Source organism: Planotetraspora sp. A-T 1434, assembly GCF_025420585.1.
Classification (GTDB): domain Bacteria; phylum Actinomycetota; class Actinomycetes; order Streptosporangiales; family Streptosporangiaceae; genus JAOEGB01.
In genome coordinates this window covers 30,894-53,625 of the sequence record NZ_JAOEGB010000012.1, presented here as the reverse complement: position 1 = coordinate 53,625, position 22,732 = coordinate 30,894, and the positions used below count along the sequence as shown (strand labels likewise).

The 22,732-nt window shown below is 68.8% G+C and carries 23 protein-coding genes and 2 tRNA genes; 19 read left to right on the top strand and 6 right to left on the bottom strand.

The window, feature by feature from the left end; translation table 11 throughout:
- Window positions 1-213 precede the first annotated feature (213 nt).
- The 3 genes from N5079_RS17180 to N5079_RS17170 are packed head-to-tail and all read right to left on the bottom strand — an operon-like array spanning window position 214 to window position 1,973.
- Window positions 214-783 carry a flavoprotein gene (locus N5079_RS17180; RefSeq protein WP_261584846.1) on the bottom strand — a complete coding sequence of 190 codons (570 nt, stop codon included), beginning with the start codon at window positions 781-783 and terminating at the stop codon, window positions 214-216.
- Between the two features lie 60 nt (window positions 784-843).
- Window positions 844-1,779 carry an AraC family transcriptional regulator gene (locus tag N5079_RS17175; RefSeq protein WP_261584845.1) on the bottom strand — a complete coding sequence of 312 codons (936 nt, stop codon included), beginning with the start codon at window positions 1,777-1,779 and terminating at the stop codon, window positions 844-846.
- Between the two features lie 35 nt (window positions 1,780-1,814).
- Window positions 1,815-1,973, bottom strand: a complete 159-nt coding sequence (locus tag N5079_RS17170) for a hypothetical protein (protein WP_261584844.1) — start codon at window positions 1,971-1,973, stop codon at window positions 1,815-1,817.
- A 19-nt stretch (window positions 1,974-1,992) separates the two neighbouring features.
- On the opposite strand from N5079_RS17170, the gene N5079_RS17165 reads away from it, so the two are divergent.
- From N5079_RS17165 to N5079_RS17150, 4 genes are all read left to right on the top strand, one after another.
- The gene (locus tag N5079_RS17165; protein WP_261584843.1) at window positions 1,993-2,172 is read left to right on the top strand and encodes a nuclear transport factor 2 family protein; all 180 of its coding nucleotides are present in this window, start codon (window positions 1,993-1,995) and stop codon (window positions 2,170-2,172) included.
- Window positions 2,173-2,704: 532 nt separating this feature from the next.
- A complete protein-coding gene (locus tag N5079_RS17160; protein ID WP_261584842.1) occupies window positions 2,705-3,346 on the top strand; it encodes a GNAT family N-acetyltransferase in 642 nt (213 codons plus the stop codon).
- 941 nt (window positions 3,347-4,287) lie between these two features.
- A complete protein-coding gene (locus tag N5079_RS17155) occupies window positions 4,288-5,667 on the top strand; it encodes a serine hydrolase domain-containing protein (protein WP_261584841.1) in 1,380 nt (459 codons plus the stop codon).
- 104 nt (window positions 5,668-5,771) lie between these two features.
- Complete coding sequence (locus N5079_RS17150) at window positions 5,772-6,104, top strand: YnfA family protein (protein WP_261584840.1); 333 nt, start codon at window positions 5,772-5,774, stop codon at window positions 6,102-6,104.
- A gap of 257 nt (window positions 6,105-6,361) precedes the next feature.
- On the opposite strand, the gene N5079_RS17145 is transcribed toward N5079_RS17150, so the two are convergent.
- Window positions 6,362-6,904, bottom strand: a complete 543-nt coding sequence (locus tag N5079_RS17145) for a GNAT family N-acetyltransferase (protein WP_261584839.1) — start codon at window positions 6,902-6,904, stop codon at window positions 6,362-6,364.
- 179 nt (window positions 6,905-7,083) lie between these two features.
- Here N5079_RS17145 and pnuC point away from each other — a divergent pair, with 179 nt between their 5' ends.
- The 4 genes from pnuC (at window position 7,084) to N5079_RS17125 (ending at window position 13,014) form a co-directional block, all read left to right on the top strand.
- Window positions 7,084-7,749 (top strand): nicotinamide riboside transporter PnuC, encoded by a 666-nt coding sequence (gene pnuC / locus N5079_RS17140; RefSeq protein WP_261584838.1) that lies wholly within the window; start codon window positions 7,084-7,086, stop codon window positions 7,747-7,749.
- A complete protein-coding gene (locus N5079_RS17135; RefSeq protein WP_261584837.1) occupies window positions 7,746-8,858 on the top strand; it encodes an AAA family ATPase in 1,113 nt (370 codons plus the stop codon). Before pnuC ends, N5079_RS17135 begins: the two co-directional genes overlap by 4 nt.
- Before the next feature lie 293 nt (window positions 8,859-9,151).
- A complete protein-coding gene (locus N5079_RS17130; protein ID WP_261584836.1) occupies window positions 9,152-9,667 on the top strand; it encodes a C40 family peptidase in 516 nt (171 codons plus the stop codon).
- 56 nt (window positions 9,668-9,723) lie between these two features.
- Window positions 9,724-13,014, top strand: a complete 3,291-nt coding sequence (locus tag N5079_RS17125) for a BTAD domain-containing putative transcriptional regulator (RefSeq protein WP_261584835.1) — start codon at window positions 9,724-9,726, stop codon at window positions 13,012-13,014.
- A gap of 54 nt (window positions 13,015-13,068) precedes the next feature.
- On the opposite strand, the gene N5079_RS17120 is transcribed toward N5079_RS17125, so the two are convergent.
- A complete protein-coding gene (locus tag N5079_RS17120) occupies window positions 13,069-13,773 on the bottom strand; it encodes a hemerythrin domain-containing protein (protein WP_261584834.1) in 705 nt (234 codons plus the stop codon).
- 154 nt (window positions 13,774-13,927) lie between these two features.
- On the opposite strand from N5079_RS17120, the gene N5079_RS17115 reads away from it, so the two are divergent.
- From N5079_RS17115 to N5079_RS17105, 3 genes are all read left to right on the top strand, one after another.
- Complete coding sequence (locus N5079_RS17115) at window positions 13,928-14,137, top strand: transposase (protein ID WP_261584833.1); 210 nt, start codon at window positions 13,928-13,930, stop codon at window positions 14,135-14,137.
- Between the two features lie 59 nt (window positions 14,138-14,196).
- Window positions 14,197-14,661, top strand: a complete 465-nt coding sequence (locus tag N5079_RS17110) for a hypothetical protein (RefSeq protein WP_261584832.1) — start codon at window positions 14,197-14,199, stop codon at window positions 14,659-14,661.
- Between the two features lie 103 nt (window positions 14,662-14,764).
- Window positions 14,765-14,840: transfer RNA gene (locus N5079_RS17105), tRNA-Thr, on the top strand.
- A 205-nt stretch (window positions 14,841-15,045) separates the two neighbouring features.
- On the opposite strand, the gene N5079_RS17100 is transcribed toward N5079_RS17105, so the two are convergent.
- The gene (locus tag N5079_RS17100; protein ID WP_261584831.1) at window positions 15,046-16,005 is read right to left on the bottom strand and encodes a MerR family transcriptional regulator; all 960 of its coding nucleotides are present in this window, start codon (window positions 16,003-16,005) and stop codon (window positions 15,046-15,048) included.
- 225 nt (window positions 16,006-16,230) lie between these two features.
- Here N5079_RS17100 and N5079_RS17095 point away from each other — a divergent pair, with 225 nt between their 5' ends.
- The 8 genes from N5079_RS17095 (at window position 16,231) to N5079_RS17060 (ending at window position 22,732) form a co-directional block, all read left to right on the top strand.
- The gene (locus tag N5079_RS17095; protein ID WP_261584830.1) at window positions 16,231-16,668 is read left to right on the top strand and encodes an ester cyclase; all 438 of its coding nucleotides are present in this window, start codon (window positions 16,231-16,233) and stop codon (window positions 16,666-16,668) included.
- Between the two features lie 257 nt (window positions 16,669-16,925).
- Window positions 16,926-16,999: transfer RNA gene (locus N5079_RS17090), tRNA-Met, on the top strand.
- A gap of 79 nt (window positions 17,000-17,078) precedes the next feature.
- Window positions 17,079-17,243: a 50S ribosomal protein L33 gene (gene rpmG / locus N5079_RS17085; RefSeq protein WP_203881979.1), complete on the top strand. Its 165-nt coding sequence runs from the start codon at window positions 17,079-17,081 to the stop codon at window positions 17,241-17,243.
- A 468-nt stretch (window positions 17,244-17,711) separates the two neighbouring features.
- The gene (locus N5079_RS17080) at window positions 17,712-18,161 is read left to right on the top strand and encodes a MaoC family dehydratase N-terminal domain-containing protein (protein ID WP_261584829.1); all 450 of its coding nucleotides are present in this window, start codon (window positions 17,712-17,714) and stop codon (window positions 18,159-18,161) included.
- Window positions 18,162-18,163: 2 nt separating this feature from the next.
- On the top strand, window positions 18,164-18,592 hold the full coding sequence (locus N5079_RS17075; protein ID WP_261584827.1) for a MaoC family dehydratase: 429 nt from the start codon (window positions 18,164-18,166) through the stop codon (window positions 18,590-18,592).
- A 62-nt stretch (window positions 18,593-18,654) separates the two neighbouring features.
- Entirely contained in the window at window positions 18,655-20,292 is a 1,638-nt protein-coding gene (locus N5079_RS17070; protein ID WP_261584826.1) for a hypothetical protein, read from the top strand.
- Between the two features lie 194 nt (window positions 20,293-20,486).
- Window positions 20,487-21,536, top strand: coding sequence for a UDP-N-acetylmuramate dehydrogenase (locus tag N5079_RS17065; RefSeq protein ID WP_261584825.1), 1,050 nt, complete (start codon window positions 20,487-20,489; stop codon window positions 21,534-21,536).
- Window positions 21,537-22,162: 626 nt separating this feature from the next.
- Window positions 22,163-22,732 (top strand): TMEM165/GDT1 family protein, encoded by a 570-nt coding sequence (locus tag N5079_RS17060; protein WP_261585076.1) that lies wholly within the window; start codon window positions 22,163-22,165, stop codon window positions 22,730-22,732.

The following is a 22,732-nucleotide window of genomic DNA, read 5'->3' as shown; positions in this document are numbered from 1 at the left end:
ACACCACGTGCGCGCCCTCGCCGCTGGTCAACTCCCGCACCTGGTCCGCGAAACCACCCCCACTGGACACCAGAACGTCGTCGGCGCCGGCGTCCTACGCCAACGGAACGGTAGACCCCAGGAAATGGACTCACAAGCACAAAATCACGTGCATTTCGTTTCAATACACCCGAGCTGGACGTCAGGCGTATTCGGACCGCCGACGATCTTCGGTCACGGCTCGAGGTGCTCCCGGACGAGCTCGACGAATCGCGGCGGTGCCGGCGGTGCGGGGCTCTCCACGAACGCCCCGGCCGCCACGTCGTAGCGGGGAGCCATGGCCGGGTCGACGACGACGTGCCCGTCCTCACGCAACTGCGTGACGTTGCGCCGCACCGCGCGGTTCGCCCACATTTCCGATGACATCACCGGGAAGAACACCACGGGCGCGGGTGCTGCTGTGATCGCGGCGGTCAGCAGGTTGGGCGCGGCCCCGGCCGCGGCCGCCGACAGCAGGTTCGCGGTCGCCGGAAGCACAACCAGCAGGTCGTTCTCCGCCGTCAGGCTCTGGTGGTTCTCCCTTGCAAAGGTGGCCGGATCGTCACCGGTGACGACTTTGTCGGCGAACAAGGCGACCGTCGACGCCGGAATGAACCTCGTGGCGGTGTAGGTCATGAGCACCGTGATGGTTCCGGTGAAGGAGCCGCGCAGCGCGGAAACGAACATCGGCAACAGGGCGACGGCGGCCGATCCGCTGGCGCCGATCAGCAGCCGACCGTCGAAAGTGGACGAATTCTCGGACATGTCCCCGAGTATCACCGGATGCATCCCTGGTGATCTGACGATCCGTGCCCGGACGTGTGACTACGAGTGCCAGGTAGCCTCGCGGTACTCCCCCGGTGTGAGGCCCGTGACCGCCTTGAAAGCGCGGTGCAACTGGGCCGCGCCTTTGAACCCGCACTTCCCCGCCACGACGTCCAGCGGGCAGGACGGCTTGCCGCGCAGCAGATCCTGGGCCATGCTGACCCGCAGCCGGCGCAGCTGCCTGCCGAACGATTCCCCGCCCGTCAGCGCCCGGAAGAGCGTGCGCCGGGAGACCCCGCACGCCGCCGCCACAAGGTCGGCGTCGAGCTCCGGGTCCGCGGCGTGCAGGCGCAGGAACTGGTGGATCCGTTCCCTCACGTAGGCAGGACCGGCGTCCTCACCGGACGTGGTGCGAGCCGCCCAGCCGAGAGCAGTGTCGATGAGGCCCAGTGCGTGGGGCACGAGCTCATGGGCTTGCGACGGTTCGAGCCCGCCGATGCCGGCGAGGAAGGTCGTGACCACCCCGGCCGGCCCGGTGCCCGGCAGCTCCACCGCCGTGGCCGCGCGCAGATCGCGCCTGGGCACCAGTGACTGCGGAATCCGGATCACCAGCTGCGCGAAGGTGTCCGTGAACTTCATCGAGTAAGGCTGGCTGCTGTCGACGAACACCAGCGAACGAGGCGAGAGGACGGCATCCCGTCCGTGCTGGCCCACCAGACCGCGCCCGTCGAGCTGGATGTTGACGAGCAGGTACTCGTCGTCGCCGCTGGCGATGACTGACCTGTCCCGGTGCACGCTCTGTGCACCGGCGGTCAACCGCGAAACGCCCATCCGGCCGATTTGGGAGTGGCTCACGGTCCCCGTCAGATCGGTGGCCCCCAGCGGATCGACCCGAACCTGCACGAAGGTCGCGCACACGAGATCGCGCCAGTACTCGGTGGCCTCCCGGGGTGCGACGTCCGAAGTGGACCAGGTGGTCGTGCCGAGGTGATCCACTCGTGCTCCTCCAACTCTCGTCGGCAGCCGTCAGACTACGACAAGTGCTGAGCGCACAGCAGTGGCTCCTCGTGCTCCAGGTGCCGGTGCACCAGTTCCCGGACGGCCTCGGCCGCGGGCTGGAGCCCGGCCCGGTCACCGTCCCGCTCGATCGGTGCCGACTCCAGGGCGGTTTTCTGTACTTGCGGGTCCAATTTTTTCCATCCCGACTCCATGAGCCACGACAACGACACTCTGGCACGCCGTTTCCTGGCGGCCTTCAACACCAAGAACGCCGACGAGCTCGCCCCCTGCCTCCACCCCGGCGTCGTCTTCCACGGCTACGGCGACGAGGTCCACGGCCGCGAGGCGGTCGTGCGCCTGTGGAAGGGGGTGCCAGCTTCGAGCAGGTGAAGTTTGAGATCGTCCATCAGGCCGTGAACGGCGACGTCGTGATCGCCGAGCAGATCCACGGGCAGCGCTGCCGCGCGGGGCTCCGGGTCAGCCGCCTGTCACTGGGCACCATGAACTTCGGCAAGGACGGTTTCCATGCCCCGTACGGAAAGACCGAGGACGAGGCGCGCCCGATCTTCCGGCGAGCTCTGGTCCAGCCAACTGCCCGCGTACCCGGGAAGCTTCCGGGCCCTGGCGAGCGCCGCCTCCATCGCCCTGTCGGTGGCCTTCGGGGGGTTGACCGGGCGCCAGCCGCGCACAGGCTTCGGGCACGGTGTGGTGAAGCGGGATCGGTCGCGTGGTGCGTCGCTGTGCCGACTTCTTTGTAATCCATAGGTTCAGGGTTCGACCCCCGGGCGCCGGCTATGCGTGTTCTGAGTGCGGGGTTGGCGGCTCGTCTCCGTTGTCGAGACGGCTCACCGCCATGGCCGGCCACGGCCAGGTCGTCCAGACGCCAGTAATTCGAATGACCGCATCGGGGAAGATCGGAACAATGGACAGTATGCGCCATTGGCCCCTGCTTAACCTGCGATTGACCACGCCTCGGCTTGAACTGCGACTGCCAACTCTGGACGATCTCGACGAACTGGCTGACCGAGCCCTGGAGGGCATCCACGACCCGGATTTGATGCCTTTTGGCATCCCCTGGACCGACGCCCCCGTAGACGAGCTACCAGGCAACATCGTCCGGTTTCATCTCGGCGTTATCTCGCGGTGGCGACCGGAGCATTGGTGCTGCAACTTCGTCGTCGTTCATAAGGGACGCGTTGTCGGTACTCAGGACGTATCCGCCTCCGACTTTCTGGTTACCCGTGAGGTGCATACCGGCTCGTGGCTGGGCCGCGCTCATCAGGGCCACGGTCTTGGCACCGAGATGCGTGCCGCTGTACTGCATTTGGCCTTCGCTGGGCTCGGTGCGCAGACGGCGGCGTCCAGCGCCTTTCTGGATAACCCAGCTTCGCTGGCCGTCTCCGGCAAGCTCGGCTACCAGCCCGACGGCCTGTCGGTGCACCAGGTGCGCGGCCAGCGGGCCGTTCAGCAGCGCCTGCGCCTCGATCGAGACAGTTTCACCAATCCGGTCCCGGTGGAGATTCACGGCCTGCAGCCATGCCTGCCACACTTTGGCCTGCGATGATTACGGTCCCGTTCTGCCAACTCTCACAGGAGCTTGTAGCTAGCCGGCGGTAGTGATGTGGGTATCGACGGCGGCCAGTGGTTCTTAAGGTGGTAGCTGGGTCTGTTGATCGCGAGGACCACTCAGTGATGTAGGAGCCGGTCAAGGATGGCGCCGCTAATGCGGTTTGGGTTCCTGTCCCGTCCACCGCGACGACTCGCGTGCCATTACTCCTGCAACGAGTACTGCAACAGTCCCTCACGCCTCAGGGAAAGATGGTGATCGCGATTCGCCATCGGAGGCATACGAGATTTGCCGCCCCGAGGTGTACTGTATTCGCCGCCCGGGGCGTACGGGATTAAATTCCACCATTTCCGCGACGAAGGAAGCGGTGCTTCGATGGTTTGCTCATCTCGAGGGGCTGCCGGTCTGGGCTTGTGGACCGGGATGGGGCTGTAATCACAGACTCAGGGAACGACGCCGCCATCACGCTCTCGGAGGACCACCTTTGTATGGCGGGGCGTCCGCCACCTCCTCGAACGTCGCCCTAAGATCATATAGTCGGTATGCACGTCCTTCCCTTGTAGGCCCTGGTAGGCCCGCCTATAGTCGCAATGTCCTTCTGTAGCGCCTTTCGTGGCGTGTAATTCAGGTCGGTTGCCGATCGGGTCCGGAAATAACTGACATTTTCGGCTGAGGCGGCCAGTGACCATCGAGTAGCGTTAACAAAGAGATATGCGGAAGGAAAAAGGCGTCGATCGCCGTTTGTGACTCCAGTGAACGGAAAGCAAGGCCCCCAGAAGAATGGTCCGCCGGGTGTTCTCGAACGGGGCCCACCCGATTCGGAGAAATGTCGGAAGTTTTCGGGACAGTGGTACGTTCAAGGGGAGAAAATGCCCAAGTGTCCTAAAGTTGTCGCGTGCCTTGCGATCAGCGCCGCACTAACGAGTGGGGCCATACCCTTGGGCACTCCTGCCATCGCGGCATCCGCCGGGGGCACCGTCGTGACCGGCCTCGGCGTCGATCACCCGGCCCCTCGTAACTATGCCCGAGCCCATGAGCCCCATCCCGCCAAGCAACGCAACAAGCAGCGGCAGTTGGAGCGCGAGCGGCAGCGGCAACGTCAGCACCTGCTCCGCGATATCACGCTTGTCGTGACGCCGGCCCAGAAGGGCGAGACGGATTCGCGGGCTCTGCCGTACAACTGGCAGAAGGCGGACACGAGCGCGAACTCCTACAACCATCAGGACAGCGTGTCGGACGCCACGAGCCACCCCACCCAGGAGTCGCACGCGGTCACCTCACCGGCACGGCAGTGTGATGGGACCGCTCCGGCGATGCGGGCGTACCTGCGGGATCTGGCCGCGAAGAAGAAGTTCACCGGCTCGGCCCTGGTCGTCTGTCGTGGCGAGGTGCTGGCGCGTTTCGCCGCAGGCGAGGCCGACGAGGAGAAGCACATCCCCAACCGGCCGGACACGGTTTTCCGGCTCGCCTCGGTCACCAAGCAGTTCACCGCGATGCTCGTGCTCAAGCTGCGCGACCGTGGGCTGCTCGACCTGGACGATCCGGTCTGTCCGTATCTCGTCCCGGCATACATCAACGCCTGCCCGACGGCGTGGCGGCCCATCACGATCCGCGAGATTCTCACGCACACCTCGGGCATCCCCGACATCCAGGGGCTGCCCGGCTTCTTCGAGAAGCTGTCGCAACCGACCACGACCCGGGAGCTCATCCAGCGGTTCGTGAACCTGCCACTGGACTTCGCGCCCGGGACCAGTTGGAAGTACAGCAGTTCCGGCTTCATCCTGGCCGGCGCGATCATCCAGTCGGTGACGCACAAGCCGTACGGCACCGTGCTGCACAAGCTGATCACCGGCCCGCTGAAGCTTCGGCACACCGGCTACAGCAGGGGGAATCCGCCCGACGGGTACGCGAAGGGCTACTTCACGCTCGGATCAGCGGCCCCGCCCATCAACGGCTCCGAGGCGTTCTCCGCGACCGGCATCTACTCCACCGCCGACGACATCGCGCGCTGGGACCGCGCGTTCGGCGCGCACCTGGTCGCGCCACCCGCCACCGTCAAGCAGGCGTTCACGCCCCAGGCGCCGTGCCCCTCCAACGGCTGCCTCAACCTGCCGTCGAGCGCGTACGCCTTCGGCTGGCTCGTCGACCGGCTCCAGGGGCACCGGCTCCGGTACCATCCGGGTCTTCTCCAGGGCTACGCGGCGAGCAACATGTACCTGCCCGATGACGACATCGAAGTAGTCGTGCTCAGCAACGTGCAGGACACCGATACGAACGGCATCGCCCGCCACCTCGCCACGATGGCCCTCAAGTCTTGAGTGCGGGGCGGCCGTCGTATGACGGGGTACGGCCGGCACTGGGACCTGCTCGCGTTGCCTTGGCGGCGTAAGGGCGCGGTGGGCGCTCCTTTACAGTCGCATCCGTGACCGTCGCCCGTTCCCTGGTCTTGTTCCTGCTGGCCGCGCTCGCCGAGATCGGCGGGGCCTGGCTGGTATGGCAGGGGGTGAGGGAGCAGCGCGGGCTGTTGTGGGCCGGGGCCGGGTTCGTCATCCTCGGCCTGTATGGGCTGGTGGCGACCTTTCAGCCGGATGGCAACTTCGGCCGGATCCTCGCCGCCTATGGGGGAGTGTTCGTGGCGGGCTCGCTGGTGTGGGGCATGGTGGTGGACGGCTTTCGCCCTGATCGATGGGATGCGATCGGGGCGATCGTCTGCATACTGGGCGTCCTGATCATCATGTACGCGCCTCGCGGCTAGCGCCCTTTTCACCTGCCGACGGGGGGCGGCCATGTTGCCACAGCGCCGGCCGCCGGGCACGCGGGCGTTCAAGCTCAGAGGCCGACGAGCTCGTGCTCAAGAAGGCCCATCATGATCATGTCGTACCACTTGCCGTCGCGACGGAAGGACTCGCGTGCCCGTCCCTCCTCGACGAACCCGATCTTTTTATAAACGTGGATCGCGGCGGCGCTGCCCTCGGAAGTCGCTCGCTTCCAGGGCAGCCCCGCACCGGGCGGTTAGAGCTTGAGCGCCATGAGGATCTCGTCTCGGTCGTCGCCGGGAGCGAGCCGCAGGGCGCCGGGCCACCGGCCGATCTCCTTCCAGCCCAGCCGGCCGTAGAAATCCTCGAGCCCCATGCCGCTCCGCGCGGCGAGGTGAAGTTGCTCCAGGCCCATCTGCTCACGTGCCACGTCACGCACGCGGCGCATCAACTCGGCGCCGATCCCCGTCCCGCGGTGGCCGGTATGTGTCTGGACATGGTGCACCGTCCCCCAGTGTGCGATCAGCGGATTGATGTCCCGGCGCACATTCAGCCAGCCGGCGACCGTCCCACCGGCCAAGGCCAGGAGGAGCCGGCTGCGCTGTGGGTCGAGACCGCCGATCAGCTGATCGGCGACCGGTGCCACCTCGTCGAAAGTGACCGGAGGGAAAGGAAAGCCCGCCGCGCCACCTGCGTTGCTCACCACGACCCAGCAGTCGATCAGCTCCCGCCTCAGCTCAGGAGACATCGCCTGCGGGCCGCTGACCTGAATGAAGGTTGGTGCGTCCTGGTGCGTCATGGCGACAGCCTGTCAGGTGCCTCCGGCAGTGGCGGAGCCACGGCAAGATCGTTTGGCGCGCGTTCGGAAGTCTCGCCAGGCCGCGGGGGCGTACACGGAAAACTCGACCGCCCACGAAAAGGCGTTCCCCGCTCGCTGATCGTTTGTTATCGTCACTGTGACGATTAAGGAGGTCGTGGGTGGCGCTGACCGATCTGCTGGGGCCGTTACTGGAGCCCGCCTTCACGTTCATGGGCGCGTCCACGAGCTGGGCCGAGTTGCTCGGCTTCGCGACCGGGGTGCTCACCGTCTGGCTGGTGGTGCGCCAGCACATGGCGAACTGGCCGATCGGCATCGCCAACGTGGTCTTTCTGGGCCTCGTCTTCCTCGCCGTCGGCCTGTACGCGGACGCGGCCCTGCAGATCGTCTACATCGTGCTCGGCCTCTACGGCTGGTGGGAGTGGCTGTACGGCGGAGCCGGCCGGAGCAGGCTCGCCATCTCCGTGACCCGCCCGGTGGAGTGGCTGTGGCTGATCGTCTCCGGCGGCGCGGTGACCGTCCTCCTGACGGCCGTCCTGGCCACGTGGACCAACTCCGCTGTGCCGTTCTGGGACGCGCTGACCACCGCGCTGTCCCTCATGGCGACGTACGGCCAGTGCCGCAAGCTGGTGGAGTCGTGGTGGTTGTGGATCACAGCCGATCTGATTTACATCCCGCTCTACGCGTACAAGGCGCTCTACCTCACCAGTGCCCTCTACGTGCTCTTCCTCGGGCTCTGCGTCGCGGGGCTGGTTTCCTGGCGGCGGGAGCTGGCCGCCCGTTCCCTGCCGGTCGCCGCGACGGGCGCGGCGGGGACAACGGCATGACGGCCGCCTTCTCCCACGGGCTCGTGATCGGGAAGTTCTATCCGCCGCACGCCGGCCACCATCACCTCATCGACACCGCGGCGGAGCGCTGCGCCCAGGTCACCGTCGTCGTCGCCGCCTCCAGCGTGGAGAGCATCCCGCTCGCGTGCCGTACGGCGTGGCTGCGGGAGGCCCATCCGCAACCGCATGTCGTCATCGCGCCCGTGGTCGACGACGTCGAGATCGACTATGACGATCCCGAGATCTGGTCGGCGCATGTGGAGGTGTTCCGCCACGCGCTGGCACTGGCGCACGGCTCGGCTCCGGCGATCGACGCGGTGTTCTCGTCCGAGCCCTACGGGCCCGAGCTGGCCCGCAGGTTCGCCGCCGCCCACGTCGGTGTCGACCCGGCGCGCGAGCGCTTCCCGGTCAGTGGCACCCTCGTGCGGGAGGACCCCGTGGCCGCCTGGCCGTGGCTCCGGCCGGCTGTGCGCGCCCATCTCGCCCGGCGAGTCGTGGTCGTGGGAGCCGAGTCGAGCGGGACGACGACCCTCGCCCGGGCGCTGGCCGCCCGCTTCGCCGCGCGCGGCGGCGTCTGGGCCGCCACCCGCTGGGTTCCCGAGTACGGCAGGACCTACTGCGAGGAGAAACTGGCGTCGGCCCGGCGGGCGGCCAAGGAGAGCGGCCGGCCGGAGCCGTGGCTCGACGACCTCCGATGGGACTCCGGGGAGTTCACCGTCATCGCGGAGCGGCAGCTCGTCTGGGAGGACGCGGCGGCCCGTGCCGGCTCACCGCTCCTCGTCTGCGACACCGACGCCCTCGCCACGTCCCTGTGGCACGAGCGCTATCTCGGCACAGTGTCCGGGGAAGTCCTCCGGATGCACGAGCGGGCGCGGCATGACCTGTGGATCCACACGTCCGCCGAGGAGGTGCCGTTCGAGCAGGACGGCTGGCGCGACGGCGAGCACATCCGCCATGGCATGGACCGGCGGTTCCGCCAGGAGCTCACGGACAGGGGGCTTCCCCATGTGGTGGTCACCGGCTCCCCGGACGACCGGCTCGCGGCAGCCGTACGGGCGGTCGACGCGCTGCTGGAAGCGGGCTGGACGTTCACCCGGCCCCTCACCTGACCACAAGCGCCTGACCGGCGGCGTGGAGATCGAGCTCCCCGCGCAACTCACCACCGCCCACCGGGCGAGGGATCGTTCCCCCCACGTCTCCACGGTGGTATCCCTTTCCGCCGGCATCTGAGGTGTTCGTCGCCGTGGACGTATTTCCGGACCAACGGCGCCACGGAGACGCCTGCATGGCCATTCAATTACCGAGAGTAACAGTAGGTTGTCGCAGCGCCGATCGCCGTAAGTAGAGGGCCCTGGATTCCCATCGCCACACAAAAGCGGTTCAGCGGCTATTGTCACGTTTCATGGGGTCGGTCAGGGGGTGGCTCACTCTTGGCGTCGCCGTGCTGGCGCTGGCCGCCGCGTCGGCGCCGCTCAATGACGAGCTCAGCAAAGCCGTGACGGTCGCGTACGCCACCCAGGGCGCCGTGCCGTACTCCTGGGGGGGCGGTCACGGGGCGCTGCCTGGGCCTTCGCGGGGGACGTGCCGGGGCTATCACGGCGCGGTACGGCCCTGCCCCGCCGAGAAGACGCGCGGGCTCGACTGCTCCGGCTTCACCCGCTGGGTCTACCGCCAGGCCTTCGGCGACGACGTCCTCGGCAGGGGAAACACCGACGACCATATCCGGAGGCTTCGCCGCGTCGAGGTTCCCCAGGCCGGCGACCTCGTCTTCTACGGCACGGACAACAAGACGCATCACGTCGGCGTCTATGTCGGCGGCGGAAAGATGATCAATGCTTTCGCGACGGGCACGCGAATCCGGATGGACGACGTCACCGTGCTGAAGGACCTTGTCGGTTACTACCACTATCCGGCTTAAAGCGGGTTGTGCGATAAGCCGTTTTCATGTCATCCCCGTCCTATGCTTCTCCCGTTATGGTGCGAGTGCGGATATTAGGGCGCATCGAGGCTGACGTCGCCGGTCAACCCGTCGACCTCGGCTCGTCGCTCCAGCGGGCGGTCCTGGCGAGGCTGGTCTGCGCGCAGGGACAGGTGGTGTCGACCGACCGGTTCATCGAGGACCTGTGGAATGGGCAGCCCCCGCCGCGAGCCCTCGGCGCTCTGCAGGTCTACGTCTCCAACCTGCGCCGCATCCTGGAGCCGGGCCGCGCTCCCCGGACCGCGGCCCGCGTGCTGGTCAGCGCGCCCCCCGGCTACCGGCTGGACCTCGACGTGGAGGTCGTCGACGCCTGGCGGTTCCCGAGGCTGGTCGACGCCGCGGCGGCCGCGCTCGCCGAAGGACAGCCCGCGAAGGCCCTGGAGACGGCCGACGTGGCGCTCCGGCTGTGGACCGGCCGGGCGTACGCCGAGTTCGCCGACGAGGAATGGGCCGTCCCCGAGGCCGTCCACCTCGAAGAGCTGCGGACGGCCGCCGTCGAATATCGCGCCGAAGCCGGGCTCGCGCTCGGCCGTCACGCCGAGGTGGTTCCGGAGCTGGAGCGCCACGTCAAGGCCCATCCGCTGCGCGAGAACGCGGTGCGGCTGCTCGCCCTGGCCTACTACCGGGCTGGGCGGCAGGGGGACGCCCTGGCGGCGCTGCGCCGGACCCGCGAACTGCTGGCCGACGAGCTCGGTGTCGATCCCGGCCCGCCGCTGCGGGCCCTGGAGGCGGACATCCTCGCGCAGGCCCCCTCCCTTCACGTGCCCCCGCCCACCCCGGCCCCCACCCCCGCGCCCGCGCGGCCCGCCCGCTCGGCGTCGCCCCCGCACGCGGAGATGATCGGCCGTACGGCGGAGCTCGCCCGGCTGGTCGCCGCCGCCGATCAGGCCAGGCAGGGCTTCCGGGTGGCGTGGCTCGGCGGCGACGCCGGATCCGGCAAGAGCACGCTGGCCGGCGCCCTCGTCCGGCACCTGTCCGGAGACGGCTGGCAGACCGTGGTGGGGCGATGCCCCGAAACCGTCGGCGGCGTGCCGCCCGCCTGGGCGTGGAGCGAGGTCCTGCGTCACCTGTCCGCCACCGTCGCCCCGTCTCCCGAGATCGCCGTACGGCTGGCCCCGCTGCTGACCGACGGCGCGGCCCCCGTCGGCCAGTTCTGGCTGGCCAGGGCCGTCGGCGACTACCTGGAAGGCGTGCCGGGCCCGCTGCTGATCGTGCTGGAGGACGTGCACCGGGCCGACGAGGAGACCCTGCAACTGCTCCGCCACCTTGCCGTACGGCTGGCGAACACCTCCGTCCTCGTGGTGTTGACCCACCGTCCTTCGGAAGCCGGTCTCGACCTGATGGCCACCGGCGCCGCGCTCGCCGTACAGGCTGCGGAGAACGTGACGCTCGGCGGCCTCGGAGAGGACGACGTGGCGCGGCTGCTCCTGGGACGATCGGGGATGGAGGTGGACCCGGCCACCGTCCGGACCGTGACCGAGCGGACCGGAGGCAACCCCCTGTTCGTCACCGAGACCGCGCGGTTGCTCGCCATCGACGGGCCGTCGGCCGCCCGTGCCCTGCCGCCCGGTGTCCGCGACCTGATCCGCCGCCGCGTCGCCCGCCTGCCCGGGACGGCGCAGACGACCTTGCGGAACGCGGCGATCCTCGGCAGGGAGGCCGACGCCGACGTGCTGATCGCCATGCCGGGAGCCGATGAGGACACGGTGCTCGACGGCCTGGAGGCCGGTGTGCTGTCCGGGCTGCTGGAGGAGCCGCGCCCGGGGCATGTCCGCTTCGCCCACGTGCTCGTACGGGAGACCCTGTACGAGGACATCCCCCGGCTCCGCCGTACGAGGATGCACGGCAAGGTCCTCTCGGCGCTGGAGCAGGTGCGGCCCGGCGACGTCGGCGCACTGGCCCACCACGCCCTAGCGGCCGCGACGACGGCGACCGCGCTCACCGCCGCCGAGTACGCGGCGCGCGCGGCCCGCCAGACGTCCGGCCTGTACGCGCACCGGGAGGCCGCCGCGCTGCTGGAGGGAGCGCTCGGCGCGCTGGAACTCGCGAGTGACCCGCCCGAGACGACCCGGCTCGACCTGCTGTGCGGCCTCGTCTCCGCGCAGGCCCACGCCGGAGACGTCGAGGCGGCGCTGGCGAACAGGACCGCGGCGCTGTCCGTCGCGCGGAGGATCGGCGACCGGGAGGCCATGGCGTGGGCAGTGGTGTCGTTCGACGCGCCCGTCATCTGGACGATCCAGCCGGATGGCCTGCTCGATCGCGAGCTGGTCCGGATCGTGGAGGACTCGATGCCGGCCGAGCCGGGGGAGCTCCGCTGCCGCATGCTGGTCATGTTGTGCCACCTGATCGAGGGATACGACCAGGACCGCATCGAGACCGCGAGCGCGGAGGCGCTGGAGCTCGCACGGAGCACCGGCGACCCCCGTCTGCTCTGCATGGCGCTCAACGCCGCGTACTGGGCCTGTTTCGAGCCGGGCAAGCGGGCCCAGTTGGAGGCGCTGGGCCACGACCTGCTGGAGGTGTCGGCGTCCGCCGGGCTGCTCGGATATCAGACGCTCGGCCACTTCTCCCTGTGCATGGTCGCGCTGGGCCGCAACGACTGGGCCACCGCCCGCAAGCACGCCGACAAGGCCGCGGAGCACTCCACCAGCGGCCAGCTCGGTCACGCGCTGGGGATCCTCGCCTTTCTCGACGCCCTCCATCTGGTGGTGAAGGGGGAGTTCGAGCGGGCCGAGAGGGTCTACACGGCGCTGGCGGAGCGGATGGCCCAGACGGGTGGCCTGAACGGCGCCATCATGGGCGCGCTGGCGAGGTTCACGGTGCGGCTGGCGTGCGGGCGCGCCCACGAGTCGGTGGATGAGGTCCGTCCCGTATGGGAACGCCTCCCTCAGATCGCGGAGTACTACGCGCGGGCCCTCGTCGCCGCCGGCCGTCTGGAGGACGCCCGGGCCGTCTGGCCGGCCGACGAGCTCCCGCGCCGGGACTACTACTGGCTGCTCGCGATGGCGATGCGGTCCGACAACGCGATCGCGCTGGGCGCCCGCGAGGCGGCCGGGGAGTGCTATCGGCTGCTCCTCCCCGCGGATGAAGAGCTGGCCGGGTTCAGCACCGGATCGGTCACGCTCGGCCCGATCGCTCACACGCTGGGCGATCTCGCCATGTTCCTCGGCAGGCCGGAGGCGGCGGCCGGTCACTACGAGCGCGCCGCGGAGGTCGCCCGGCAGGTGGGCTCACCGCACTGGGAGGCGACGGCCGACCGTGCCCGGGCCTCTGCCACCGGAAGCTGAGCCCGGCGAGCCGCCCACCAGGCCCCAGGCCGGTTTGGGGCCGCGGGCAACGGTTCAGGCGGAGCCGAAGATGAGGCGCTGGCGGCGGCGGTGTCCGGGGCGGAGCAGCGCCAGGAAAACGATCAGCACGGGACCCGCCAGCTTGCGCAGCTCCACCAGCTCCGCCGGCTTCGCGTACTGCTCGATCCTCGGCAGGTCGAACCTGATGTTGCCACCCTCGCGGGCCGCGTTCTCCACGTGCTCCCAATCCTCCACGGACACGTGTCGCTCGATGATCGGGAAGATGAGCCGCTCCTCCTCCTCGATGTGCTCGTCGAGCAGGTCCGCGAGTCGGGTCAGCGGCACGGCGAGGTCGGCCGGCGTCTTCGCGGCGGCCCGGATCTCGTTGAGAAGCGGGTCCAGCTCGGAATGGTCCTCGGTGAGGTCGCTCAAATCCACCTCGGCGCCCGCCGACCGGACGATGATGGGCCAGAGCACCTCATCCTCCACTGTGTGGTGATGGTGGATGCCATCGCAGAACTGGACGACGAACCCGCGGATGGCCTCGGCGCGCCGCCCGTCGCAGGGCCTGCGGCCATCGGCGATCGCGTTGGCGGCTTCGGCGAGGCGGCGCGCGTCCGCGCGCATGGCTCGGTGGGTGATGCGGATGCCCAGCAAGTTGGGGGACTGGGACTCCTGCGGGGAGTCGGACTGCGGCGGGGACTGGGACTCCTGCGGAGACTCCTGCTGGGGCCGGGTCTGAGGCCGGTCGGCGGACATCGTTCCTCCTCGATCGTGATGTCTCGTTCCTGAAGGTCACGCCCAATGTGCGCCGGACCACTTGGTGTTCGTTAGGCCGGGACTTAACCGGCGTCCCTCTGGGGCCTGTGTCAATCCAAGAAATGGATGGGGAAATTCGATAGGTTGTTCACCTATGAGCAGGCGGTGGGTGGGACCGAGGGGATACGAGATCGTGCCGGCGCATCGCTGCGGCCGTCAGGTGCTCCGTGTCCGGCGGAACGGCTGGCTCGTCGCCGACTGCCTCTCGGTCGAGGAAGTCGCCCGGTTCGTCGACCTTGCCGATCTATGTGAGGTCATTCCGTTCCCGCGCGAGGGCGGCGGCCTGCGGACGGCCGTTCGGTAGCCGGAACAACAGGCGTAACCCCCGCGTCGTCAGGGAAACAGACCCCTGAGGGGGAACCGATGCGCCTGCCTACCACGCCCGGCAGGGCGCGCCTGCCGGTCGTCTTTCTGTCCGTCTCCGGCCTGTGCGCGCTCGGCCTCGGCGCGACCGCCTGCGGCTCGTCCGGTACGGCTGTCGCCACCGCGACCGAGGTGTATGTGCTGAACTTCTACGGCGCGGAGCAGGGCAGGGCCGACCAGAGGCCCGCTGATCTGGTGCTCTCCGAGTTCAGCACGCTCAACAAGGTGACCTGGCGGACGTGGGGGCCCACCCGGGCCTCGGGGGCCGGCAACCTGAGCGGGACCTGGTGCCTGCCGCACTGCCTGGACAAGCCGTACGCCGCGACCGTGACGCTGAGCAGCATCGTCCCGGTCAAGGGCAAGGGGTATTTCGCCCGATATGAGATCACGGCGAAGCTCCCCCCAGGGGAGAAGGGCAAAGCCGATTTGTCGGGCACTCTGCCGACCCCTTCCGAGCCGCCGTGACCCACGGCGGCGGCTCGGAAAGAGCGGCGCGATTGATTTCGCATCGGTCGTCGTGGACGTGTATGGTTACACCTGTCCGCGACGCGAGAGCGCAGGCGGGCGCGCCCCTATAGCTCAGTCGGCAGAGCGTCTCCATGGTAAGGAGAAGGTCAACGGTTCGATTCCGTTTGGGGGCTCCACTCTGAACAGCGCGAACAGGCCGCTACCGGACCACCGGAGGCGGCCTTTTTGGTGTCTGGGGCTTGGCCACCCGAGAGGCGTCGTGATGGTACAAGTGCGGCATGGATCAGGCCGAAGCACGGCGGTTCGTGGGCCCGGGCAGGTCTGATCGGCGACCTTGTCCGGCCACCCCCTGCCACATGAGGCGGAAACAACCGGTGACCATTATTGGTCACCGCAGTAGGCCGTCCCTGGGATTCGGGCGCGCAATGCCTGGATGAACCAGTCGAACACCGGCGCCAGGCTTTCCGGCGCCGGCCAGTCGTTGATCACCGCGAGCAGCTTGAGGTATCGCTCCCGGCGAGGATCGTTCGCGGTCTCCAGGATGCTCAGCAGCCGACGCCGAAGGCCGGCGTCGTCGGGGCGGCCGGAGAGGTCCGCGTATTGAGCCGTGACAGCCGCGACGACGGGATCGGCCTGGGCCGAGACCCGGTCGATGCCGCCCACCAGGGCCGGGCCGGCCAGGTCACGGACGATCGCGGCCGCGTCGCGGCGCAGCCCCTCGGCCCCGCCTTGGGCGCGCTCGGCCGCGTGCTGCTCAGCCGTACGGCGCATGGCGGCGCGAAAATCCGGGTCTTGGGACAGCTCGGCCAACTCCACCCACGCCTCGACCTGCTCCGTCTCGGGGTTGTCGGGCAGTTCGGGGGTCATCGAGCGCCTGATGCCTGCGAATCCGGCGGTGGGGTCGAGGCCGCCGAAGGCGGTGTCGAGGAAGTCGCCGATCAGGCGTCGCCGTTCGTCCTCGGACAGCTTGGCCAGCTTGTGCATGAGATCCAACTCCTCAGGGGTGGACCCGCGCCTTGCCACCGCCGTCAGCACAGCGCGCCGCAGGCGCAGCATCCGGATCTGCGTCGCCAGTGCTTCCGCGTGCGCCGCGGCGACCTCGGGGAACGAGATCTCCCGGTCCACGACCTTCCGGATCGTGGGAAGGTCGAGTCCGAGGTCGCGCAGCGTCCGCACAAGGTCCAGGCGTGCGACGGCGTCGATGTCGTAGAGGCGGTAGCCGGCCGGGCTGCGGTCAGTGGGCGGCACGATCCCGCGATCGGAGTAGAACCGGACGGTCTTGACCGTCAGCCCGGTCCGCCGGGCCAGATCGCCGATCGAGTAGAGCGCGTCGCCGTCCATGCCCCCACCCTCGCGCCTCCCCCTACTGGAGGCTCAAGCCGCATCCGCGTGACCGCATCGACCCCCTCAGGGTGACATCGCTCTCGGCCACCTGAGCTGGGCAGATCACGAGCACAGGGGTTTTCCACGCCTGGATCGGGTTGGTAACGTCGTTTCGATGCCGTCGAGGCAGCGGGCCTCGGCGGGCGGACAAAGGCTCGTCCCGCATGAGCGAAGGCCACCGTCATGTCTACTTCCTGGGAAGTCAAACACCGGCTGTGCGACGCGGTCAATGCTCACGACCTGCACCGGGTGCTCGAGTGCTACAGCCCGGAGGCCGTCCTCGTAACGCCGGCAGGCATAGGAGAGGGACATGAGCAGATCGCCTGGTTCTACTCGCATCTCTTCAAGGGCTTCCCGGACTACCGCCAGACGCCTTGGTTCGAGGTCGACTGCGACCAACCCGCGATCACGGAATGGACGATCACCGGTACCCATACGGGACCCTTCCTCCTACCTGACGGACGCACGCTGGAGGGAACCGGCCGCCGGGTCACAGTCCGGGCCTCATGTGCCGCCCATGTCGCCAAGGACAAGATCGTCACGCACCGGGAGTACTTCGATCAGTTGGAGCTGTACAGCCAGCTCGGGTTCGGCTTGGTGCTGGGTGTGCCCTGTTCCTAGATCCCGGGCATGCCGCCTTCGTCTCATCCTCCATGCCGTGCTGCCCGTCCTGGCGTACGGAAATCACGGTGAGAGCATGGATCGCCCTGCGTTACGATGAAGCGAGGAAAGTCCTGTCCGAGCCGTTCGGGTGGGGCTTTCGGTGTGGTGGGGTTTCCTCACCGCGATACCCGAGCCCGATCATGGCTTCGCGCGTGTGCGCGAGAGCCGTACAGGTCGGGTATCCTTGCGTGGCCGGTCCCTGTTTTTCCGGTCCAGGCGGAGTAGCTCAGTCAGGCAGAGCAAGCGGCTCATAATCGCTGTGTCGCCGGTTCAAGTCCGGCCTCCGCTACTACCCTTGCCAGGTCTCTCCTCGTAGGCGACCGGGCCTGGGTTGTCCAGTAGTCCCAGACGTAGAAAGGCACTCCCACGTGGCTGCCACAGACGTTAGGCCGAAGATCACGCTGGCCTGCCAGGAGTGCAAGCACCGCAACTACATCACGCGGAAGAACCGGCGCAACGACCCGGATCGGCTTGAGCTGAAGAAGTACTGCCCGAACTGCAAGTGCCACCAGGCGCACCGCGAGACCCGCTAAGCCGCGTCTCCGGCTGGGCGGCACTTCTGAAGTACTGCCCGCTGTGCCCTCTCAAACGGGGCAAGTGCCACCAGGCGCACCGCGAGACCCGCTAAGCCGCGTCTCCGGCTGGGCGGCACTTGTGAAGTACTGCCCGCTGTGCCCTCTCAAACGGGGCAAGTGCCACCAGGCGCACCGCGAGACCCGGCACAGTCCTGTCGTGAGTTTGTGGCGGCGTTCCCTTGGGCGGGTGCGCTCTTCAGCGACACTTCATACGTACGACCGGCGTTCCATTCGTGGGACGCCGGTTTGTCGTGTCCGCACAGGACGACACGGGTATTCGTTGGCCTCGGACGACAGATGGTCCGCTCACCGGGGTCGCTACGGTTGTTCCGCCGGCGGAGGGCGTAAGCCGATCCACGACAGCCGAACCTTGTTCTGTTACCGTCGGCCTCAACAGCTCTGCAGCCACGAAGGAGCACGGGCCTGATGGCTTTGAACCGTGATTTCGTCGGGCGGACCTACGAGGCGTCCGCCACCTACGAGGTCTGTCGTGTGAAGATCAAGGAGTTCGCCGACGCGATCGGCGACGACAACCCGATCTATCACGACAAGGAGGCCGCAGTCGCGGCCGGACATCCGGACGTGGTCGCCCCGCCGACCTTCCCCATCGTCTTCAGCCTGTCGGGCGCGAGCGAGGCGCTGTCTGATCCCGATCTGGGGCTCAACTACGCCATGGTCGTCCACGGTGAGCAGCGGTTCGAGTACCAGCGTCCCGTCTACCCCGGTGACGAGCTGCTCTGCACCTCGACCATCACCGAGATCCGCGATGCCGGCCGCAACGAGTTCCTGACCCTGCGCAGCGACGTCACCAGCACCACGGGCGAGCTGGTCTGCCGCACCTACAACACCATCGTCGAGCGCGGAGGGGCGGCGTAACCATGGCTGCGACGGTCAAGTACGACGAGGTCGAGGTGGGCCAGGAGATCCCGGCCGTCGACTACCAGGTCCGGCGGGTCAACCTGGTCAAGTACGCGGGAGCCTCCGGCGACTTCAACCCCATCCACTGGAACGAGCGCTTCGCCAAGTCCGTCGGCTTGCCGGACGTCATCGCGCACGGCATGTACACGATGGCCCAGGGCGGCCGGTTCGTCACGGACTGGGCGGGTGACCCGGCCGCGGTCATCGACTACGGCGTCCGCTTCTCGTCCATGGTGGTCGTGCCGGACGACGACAACGGCGCGACGATCACGATCAGCGGCCTCATCGAGGAGAAGTTGGAGGACAAGCGGATCGTCGTCGTGGTGAACGCGAGGTCCGGTGACTCCAGGGTCCTGTCGAAAGCGCGGGCCGTCGTCCAGCTCTCCTGACGGCTGATCGGCCGGTGATCGGCCGGTGATTGGCTGGATCGGCTCTGGGTAGCGTCCGATTCGTGAGCGAGCGAATCAGTGAATCGAACGGACCGGCGACCCAGACCTGCCAGACCCCCCAGACCAGTGAGCCGCCGCATCACGTGATCGAGCTGGCGCAGCGGCGGGCCCAGGCCCGGGCCGGCCGGGATTTCGGCGGCGCCGACGCCCTGCGCGACGAGATCGCAGGTCACGGCTGGGACGTCCGGGACACCGAGGGCGGCTTCGAGCTGACCCCGCGGCCCCCGTTCGACGTGTGGCCGACCGTGCGGTCCCTGCCGGTCTTCGCCGTGACCGATCTGGGTACGGCAGGCGATGCCGGGCCGTCCCCGCACGGGACTGTGACCGGCGTCAGGCCGTCCGGCACCGAGGCTGTGACCGGCACCGGGACGGACGCCGGCGATGGCGGGACGTCCGGGCGCGGTGTCGCCTCTGAGCGAACGGGCGGTCGTGGCTCCGAGCGGCCCAGGATCTCCGACCCTGCGACCTCGCAAAGGGGGAGTGACGACGATCCCCGCACCGGGACGGCGAAGCAGACCCAGGCGCCCGAGCACGCCGGTGACGCGACCGGTTCGGCCATGCCGCAGCCTCTGGCCGAGAACGCCCGGGAAGCCACCGACGCGACCGACGACGCCGCACGTCACGAGGTCAAGCAGGACATCGCGCCCGGCGGCACCATCGAGACCGGCCTGACGCCGTCGGGCACCGCGTCGATGGTCGCGTCGCAGCTCCTGTGGGACGGCAGCTCGGCAACGTCGCGGATCGACCAGTCGATCGCCCGGGCCAACCCGGAGGCCAGGGTCGCCGCCGATCCAACGACGGAGGCGGATCGGGGGCCCACGACCGCCGCCCCCGACACGGCAGTCGAGACCGGTACGGCAGGCGCGGGGACGACGACGGCGGTGACCGTGGGGTTGCTGGTCGATGGCTGGCCCGATGACGTACGGCGATGCGTGGAGGCTCTGATCGAGCACACGGACGCCAAGATCCTCGCGCTGGACTTGGGCGATGTGGACGGGGCCGGGGTCGCCCTCCACGAGCTGGCCGAGCGCCATCCGGACCGGATCCAGGAATGGCATGTCGCCGAGAGGCCCCACTGGGCCGGAGGCTCGGCCGGATGGGGCGAGAGCCGTACCAAACTGCTGCGGCTCGACGACGGCGACGTGCACGTGGTGATGGAGACCTCGACGATCCTCGACGGCGACGCGATCACGCCGCTGGTCCAGGCGATCGACGGCGGCGCGGTCGCGGCGGGATGGCGCGGAGCCGAGCCGGCGCCGGGCGGACGCGACTGGGAGGACGCGGGGCCCGGGAAGGTCACGGCCCTGCTCGGCTACCTGTTCGCGGTTAAGAGGTCCGCGGCGCTGGATGTGGGCGGGTTCCCGGAGAAGGCGCGCTTCTACCGGAACGCCGACCTGGAGTTCTCGCTCGCCCTGCCGGGGACACTCGTGGTGCCCGACAAGGAGCTGCCGGTCCACCAGGAGCGGCACCGGGGCTACCACGATGTGGACGCGGACTACCGGGAGGCCGAGTCCCGCCGGACGTACGCCCGCGTCCTCGATCGCCTCCGCTCCACGGGGTCCGCCGGGTCCGGAGAGTCCGATGGGTCCGCCAGGTCCGGAGAGTCGCCTGGGTCCGCCGGGTCCGCCGGGTCCGCTTGAGCGGTCCCGCACAGCCCGGATGCGTATCCTGAGCGCGGGACGTCCTGCTGAAGATCCAGCTGGGCCGGCCGCGCTCCTTGAGATCGTAAGCTGGGCATCCGCCGTGGGATCCGCCTCGGCGTCCCGTCCTGGTTGCCGCGCCGGCCGCGGCCCGGTGGGTTCCCGTCTCGCTGAGGAAGTCGCTGAGGAAACGCATGGCTGACCGGTTGTCAGAAGTACGGCTCGGGCCGTACACGACGTTGCGGCTGGGCGGCCCGGCCCGCGCCTTCGCCGAAGCCCGTTCGCAGGGTGAGCTCGTCGAGATCGTCGCGGAGGCGGATCGCGACGGGGAGCCGGTCCTGGTCCTCGGCGGCGGCAGCAACCTCGTGGTGTCCGACGACGGCTTCGACGGCTTGGTGGTCCACGTCTCCAGCCCGGGAGTCGAGGTCTCCGGCGAGGACGGCCGTGTGGTGGTGACCGCCCAGGCGGGGGAGGACTGGGACGCCCTGGTCGCCCGGTGCGTGGCCGAGGGCTGGTCGGGGGTCGAGTGCCTGTCGGGCATCCCAGGGCTCGTGGGGTCCACGCCCATCCAGAACGTCGGCGCGTACGGGCAGGACGTCTCGCAGACGATCACGGGGGTCCGCGTCTACGACCGCATGACCGGGGAGACCAGCGACCTCACGGCCGCCGAGTGCGGGTTCGCCTACCGGAACAGCGCGTTCAAGGAGGACCCGGGCCGCCACGTGGTGCTGGCGGTGTCCTATGAGTTGGAGCGGTCGGAGCTGTCGGGTCCCGTCGCGTACAAGGAGTTGGCCGCCGCGCTGGGTGTGGAGCTAGGGGAGCGGGCGCCGCTGGGCGACGTGCGGGAGGCCGTGCTGGAGCTGCGGCGGGGCAAGGGCATGGTCCTCGACCCGGACGATCCGGACACCCGCAGCGCGGGGTCGTTCTTCACGAACCCGATCCTGAGCGCCGAGGAGGCCGCCGGTCTGGAGCTGCGGGCGCCGGCGTACCCCCGGTGGGACATGCCCGGCGGCTCGGTCAAGGTGCCGGCGGCCTGGCTGATCGAGAACGCCGGCTTCCCGAAGGGCTACGAGCGGGGCGCGGTGCGGATCTCCACCAAGCACACGCTGGCCCTGACCAACCCCTCGGGCGAGGCGAGCGCCACCGAGTTGCTGGCGCTGGCGCGGGAGGTCCGCGACGGGGTCGAGAAGAAGTTCGGCGTGCTGCTCGTGAACGAGCCGATCATGGTGGGGATCTCCCTCTGACCCCCAAACCCCGCGTGATCATGCATACCTTCCCCGACTCCTGAGCTCCCAGCGCAACCGCCGGTCGTGATCATGCATACCTTCCCTGACTCCTGAGCTGCCAGCGCAACCGCCGGTCGCGATCGTGCACGCCTTCCCTGAAATCCAGGCCGCCCCGCCGGAGCCTTGCCCTGATCATGCGCGGCGGTAGGTATTCGACGCGAATTGCATGATCATTATTGGCGTTTCCGCAGGCTGGACCACTGCTCAGGGAACTCGCGCATGATCACGGTCGGTGTTTGGGCACGTCGGGGGCGCCATGCCGGAAGCCGCGCATGATCACGGTCGGTGTTTGGGCACGTCGGAGCGCTATACGGGAACCTGTGCATGATCACGGGGAATGGGGGGCGGGGTGGGGGCCGTTAGACTGTGACGGAAACACCCGAAGGGGAGTAGTCCAAAATCCACTGATCGACATACTGGCCTGAGCCTTTCCTGGCTCCTCAAGGCCCGGTCGTGGGGCCCTCGTGGCGGACGAGACCTTCGGCCCGACAGGCATGCGATTCATGCTGCCGGGCCGAGGTCGTGCCCGAGCTCCCCGGGTGCGGAACGGCGGCCCGGTCGCGCGCACCAGGAAAGGCGACCCCGTGCAGGCGTTCTGGATATCCCTTGCCGTGATCTTCGTAGCCGAGCTCGGCGACAAGAGCCAGCTCATGGCCATGACCTTCGCGACCCGGTTCAAGCCGTTACCCGTGCTCACCGGGATCACGCTCGCGACGGCGGTCGTCCACCTCGTGAGCGTGGGGCTCGGCGGCCTCATCGGCGACGCCCTCCCCACCACCGCGATCTCGATCGCCGCGGGAATCGCGTTCCTCGGCTTCGCCGCGTGGACGCTCCGCGGCGACGAGCTGAGCGACGAGGAGTCTGGCAAGGCGGCCAGGACGACGCGCAACGCGTTCGTCGCCGTCACGGTCGCGTTCTTCCTCAGCGAGCTCGGCGACAAGACCATGCTGGCGACGATCACGCTGGCCACCCAGCACGGCTGGTTCGGCACGTGGATCGGCTCGACGGTGGGCATGGTCGCCGCCGACGCCCTCGCCATCCTCGTCGGCCGCCTGCTCGGCGCGCACCTGCCCGAGAAGTGGATCAGGTACGGCGCGGCCGCCGCGTTCGCCGTCTTCGGCGTCCTCCTGCTGGCCGAGCCGTTGCTCAGATGA

Bases quoted from the DNA above. Each gene is read 5' to 3' on its own strand.
- N5079_RS17180 (WP_261584846.1), bottom strand. From the start codon at position 783: ATGTCCGAGAATTCGTCCACTTTCGACGGTCGGCTGCTGATCGGCGCC.
- N5079_RS17165 (WP_261584843.1), top strand. From the start codon at position 1,993: ATGAGCCACGACAACGACACTCTGGCACGCCGTTTCCTGGCGGCCTTC.
- N5079_RS17160 (WP_261584842.1), top strand. From the start codon at position 2,705: ATGGACAGTATGCGCCATTGGCCCCTGCTTAACCTGCGATTGACCACG.
- N5079_RS17145 (WP_261584839.1), bottom strand. From the start codon at position 6,904: ATGACGCACCAGGACGCACCAACCTTCATTCAGGTCAGCGGCCCGCAG.
- N5079_RS17135 (WP_261584837.1), top strand. From the start codon at position 7,746: ATGACGGCCGCCTTCTCCCACGGGCTCGTGATCGGGAAGTTCTATCCG.
- N5079_RS17130 (WP_261584836.1), top strand. From the start codon at position 9,152: ATGGGGTCGGTCAGGGGGTGGCTCACTCTTGGCGTCGCCGTGCTGGCG.
- N5079_RS17125 (WP_261584835.1), top strand. From the start codon at position 9,724: ATGGTGCGAGTGCGGATATTAGGGCGCATCGAGGCTGACGTCGCCGGT.
- N5079_RS17120 (WP_261584834.1), bottom strand. From the start codon at position 13,773: ATGTCCGCCGACCGGCCTCAGACCCGGCCCCAGCAGGAGTCTCCGCAG.
- N5079_RS17115 (WP_261584833.1), top strand. From the start codon at position 13,928: ATGAGCAGGCGGTGGGTGGGACCGAGGGGATACGAGATCGTGCCGGCG.
- N5079_RS17110 (WP_261584832.1), top strand. From the start codon at position 14,197: ATGCGCCTGCCTACCACGCCCGGCAGGGCGCGCCTGCCGGTCGTCTTT.
- N5079_RS17100 (WP_261584831.1), bottom strand. From the start codon at position 16,005: ATGGACGGCGACGCGCTCTACTCGATCGGCGATCTGGCCCGGCGGACC.
- N5079_RS17095 (WP_261584830.1), top strand. From the start codon at position 16,231: ATGTCTACTTCCTGGGAAGTCAAACACCGGCTGTGCGACGCGGTCAAT.
- N5079_RS17080 (WP_261584829.1), top strand. From the start codon at position 17,712: ATGGCTTTGAACCGTGATTTCGTCGGGCGGACCTACGAGGCGTCCGCC.
- N5079_RS17075 (WP_261584827.1), top strand. From the start codon at position 18,164: ATGGCTGCGACGGTCAAGTACGACGAGGTCGAGGTGGGCCAGGAGATC.
- N5079_RS17065 (WP_261584825.1), top strand. From the start codon at position 20,487: ATGGCTGACCGGTTGTCAGAAGTACGGCTCGGGCCGTACACGACGTTG.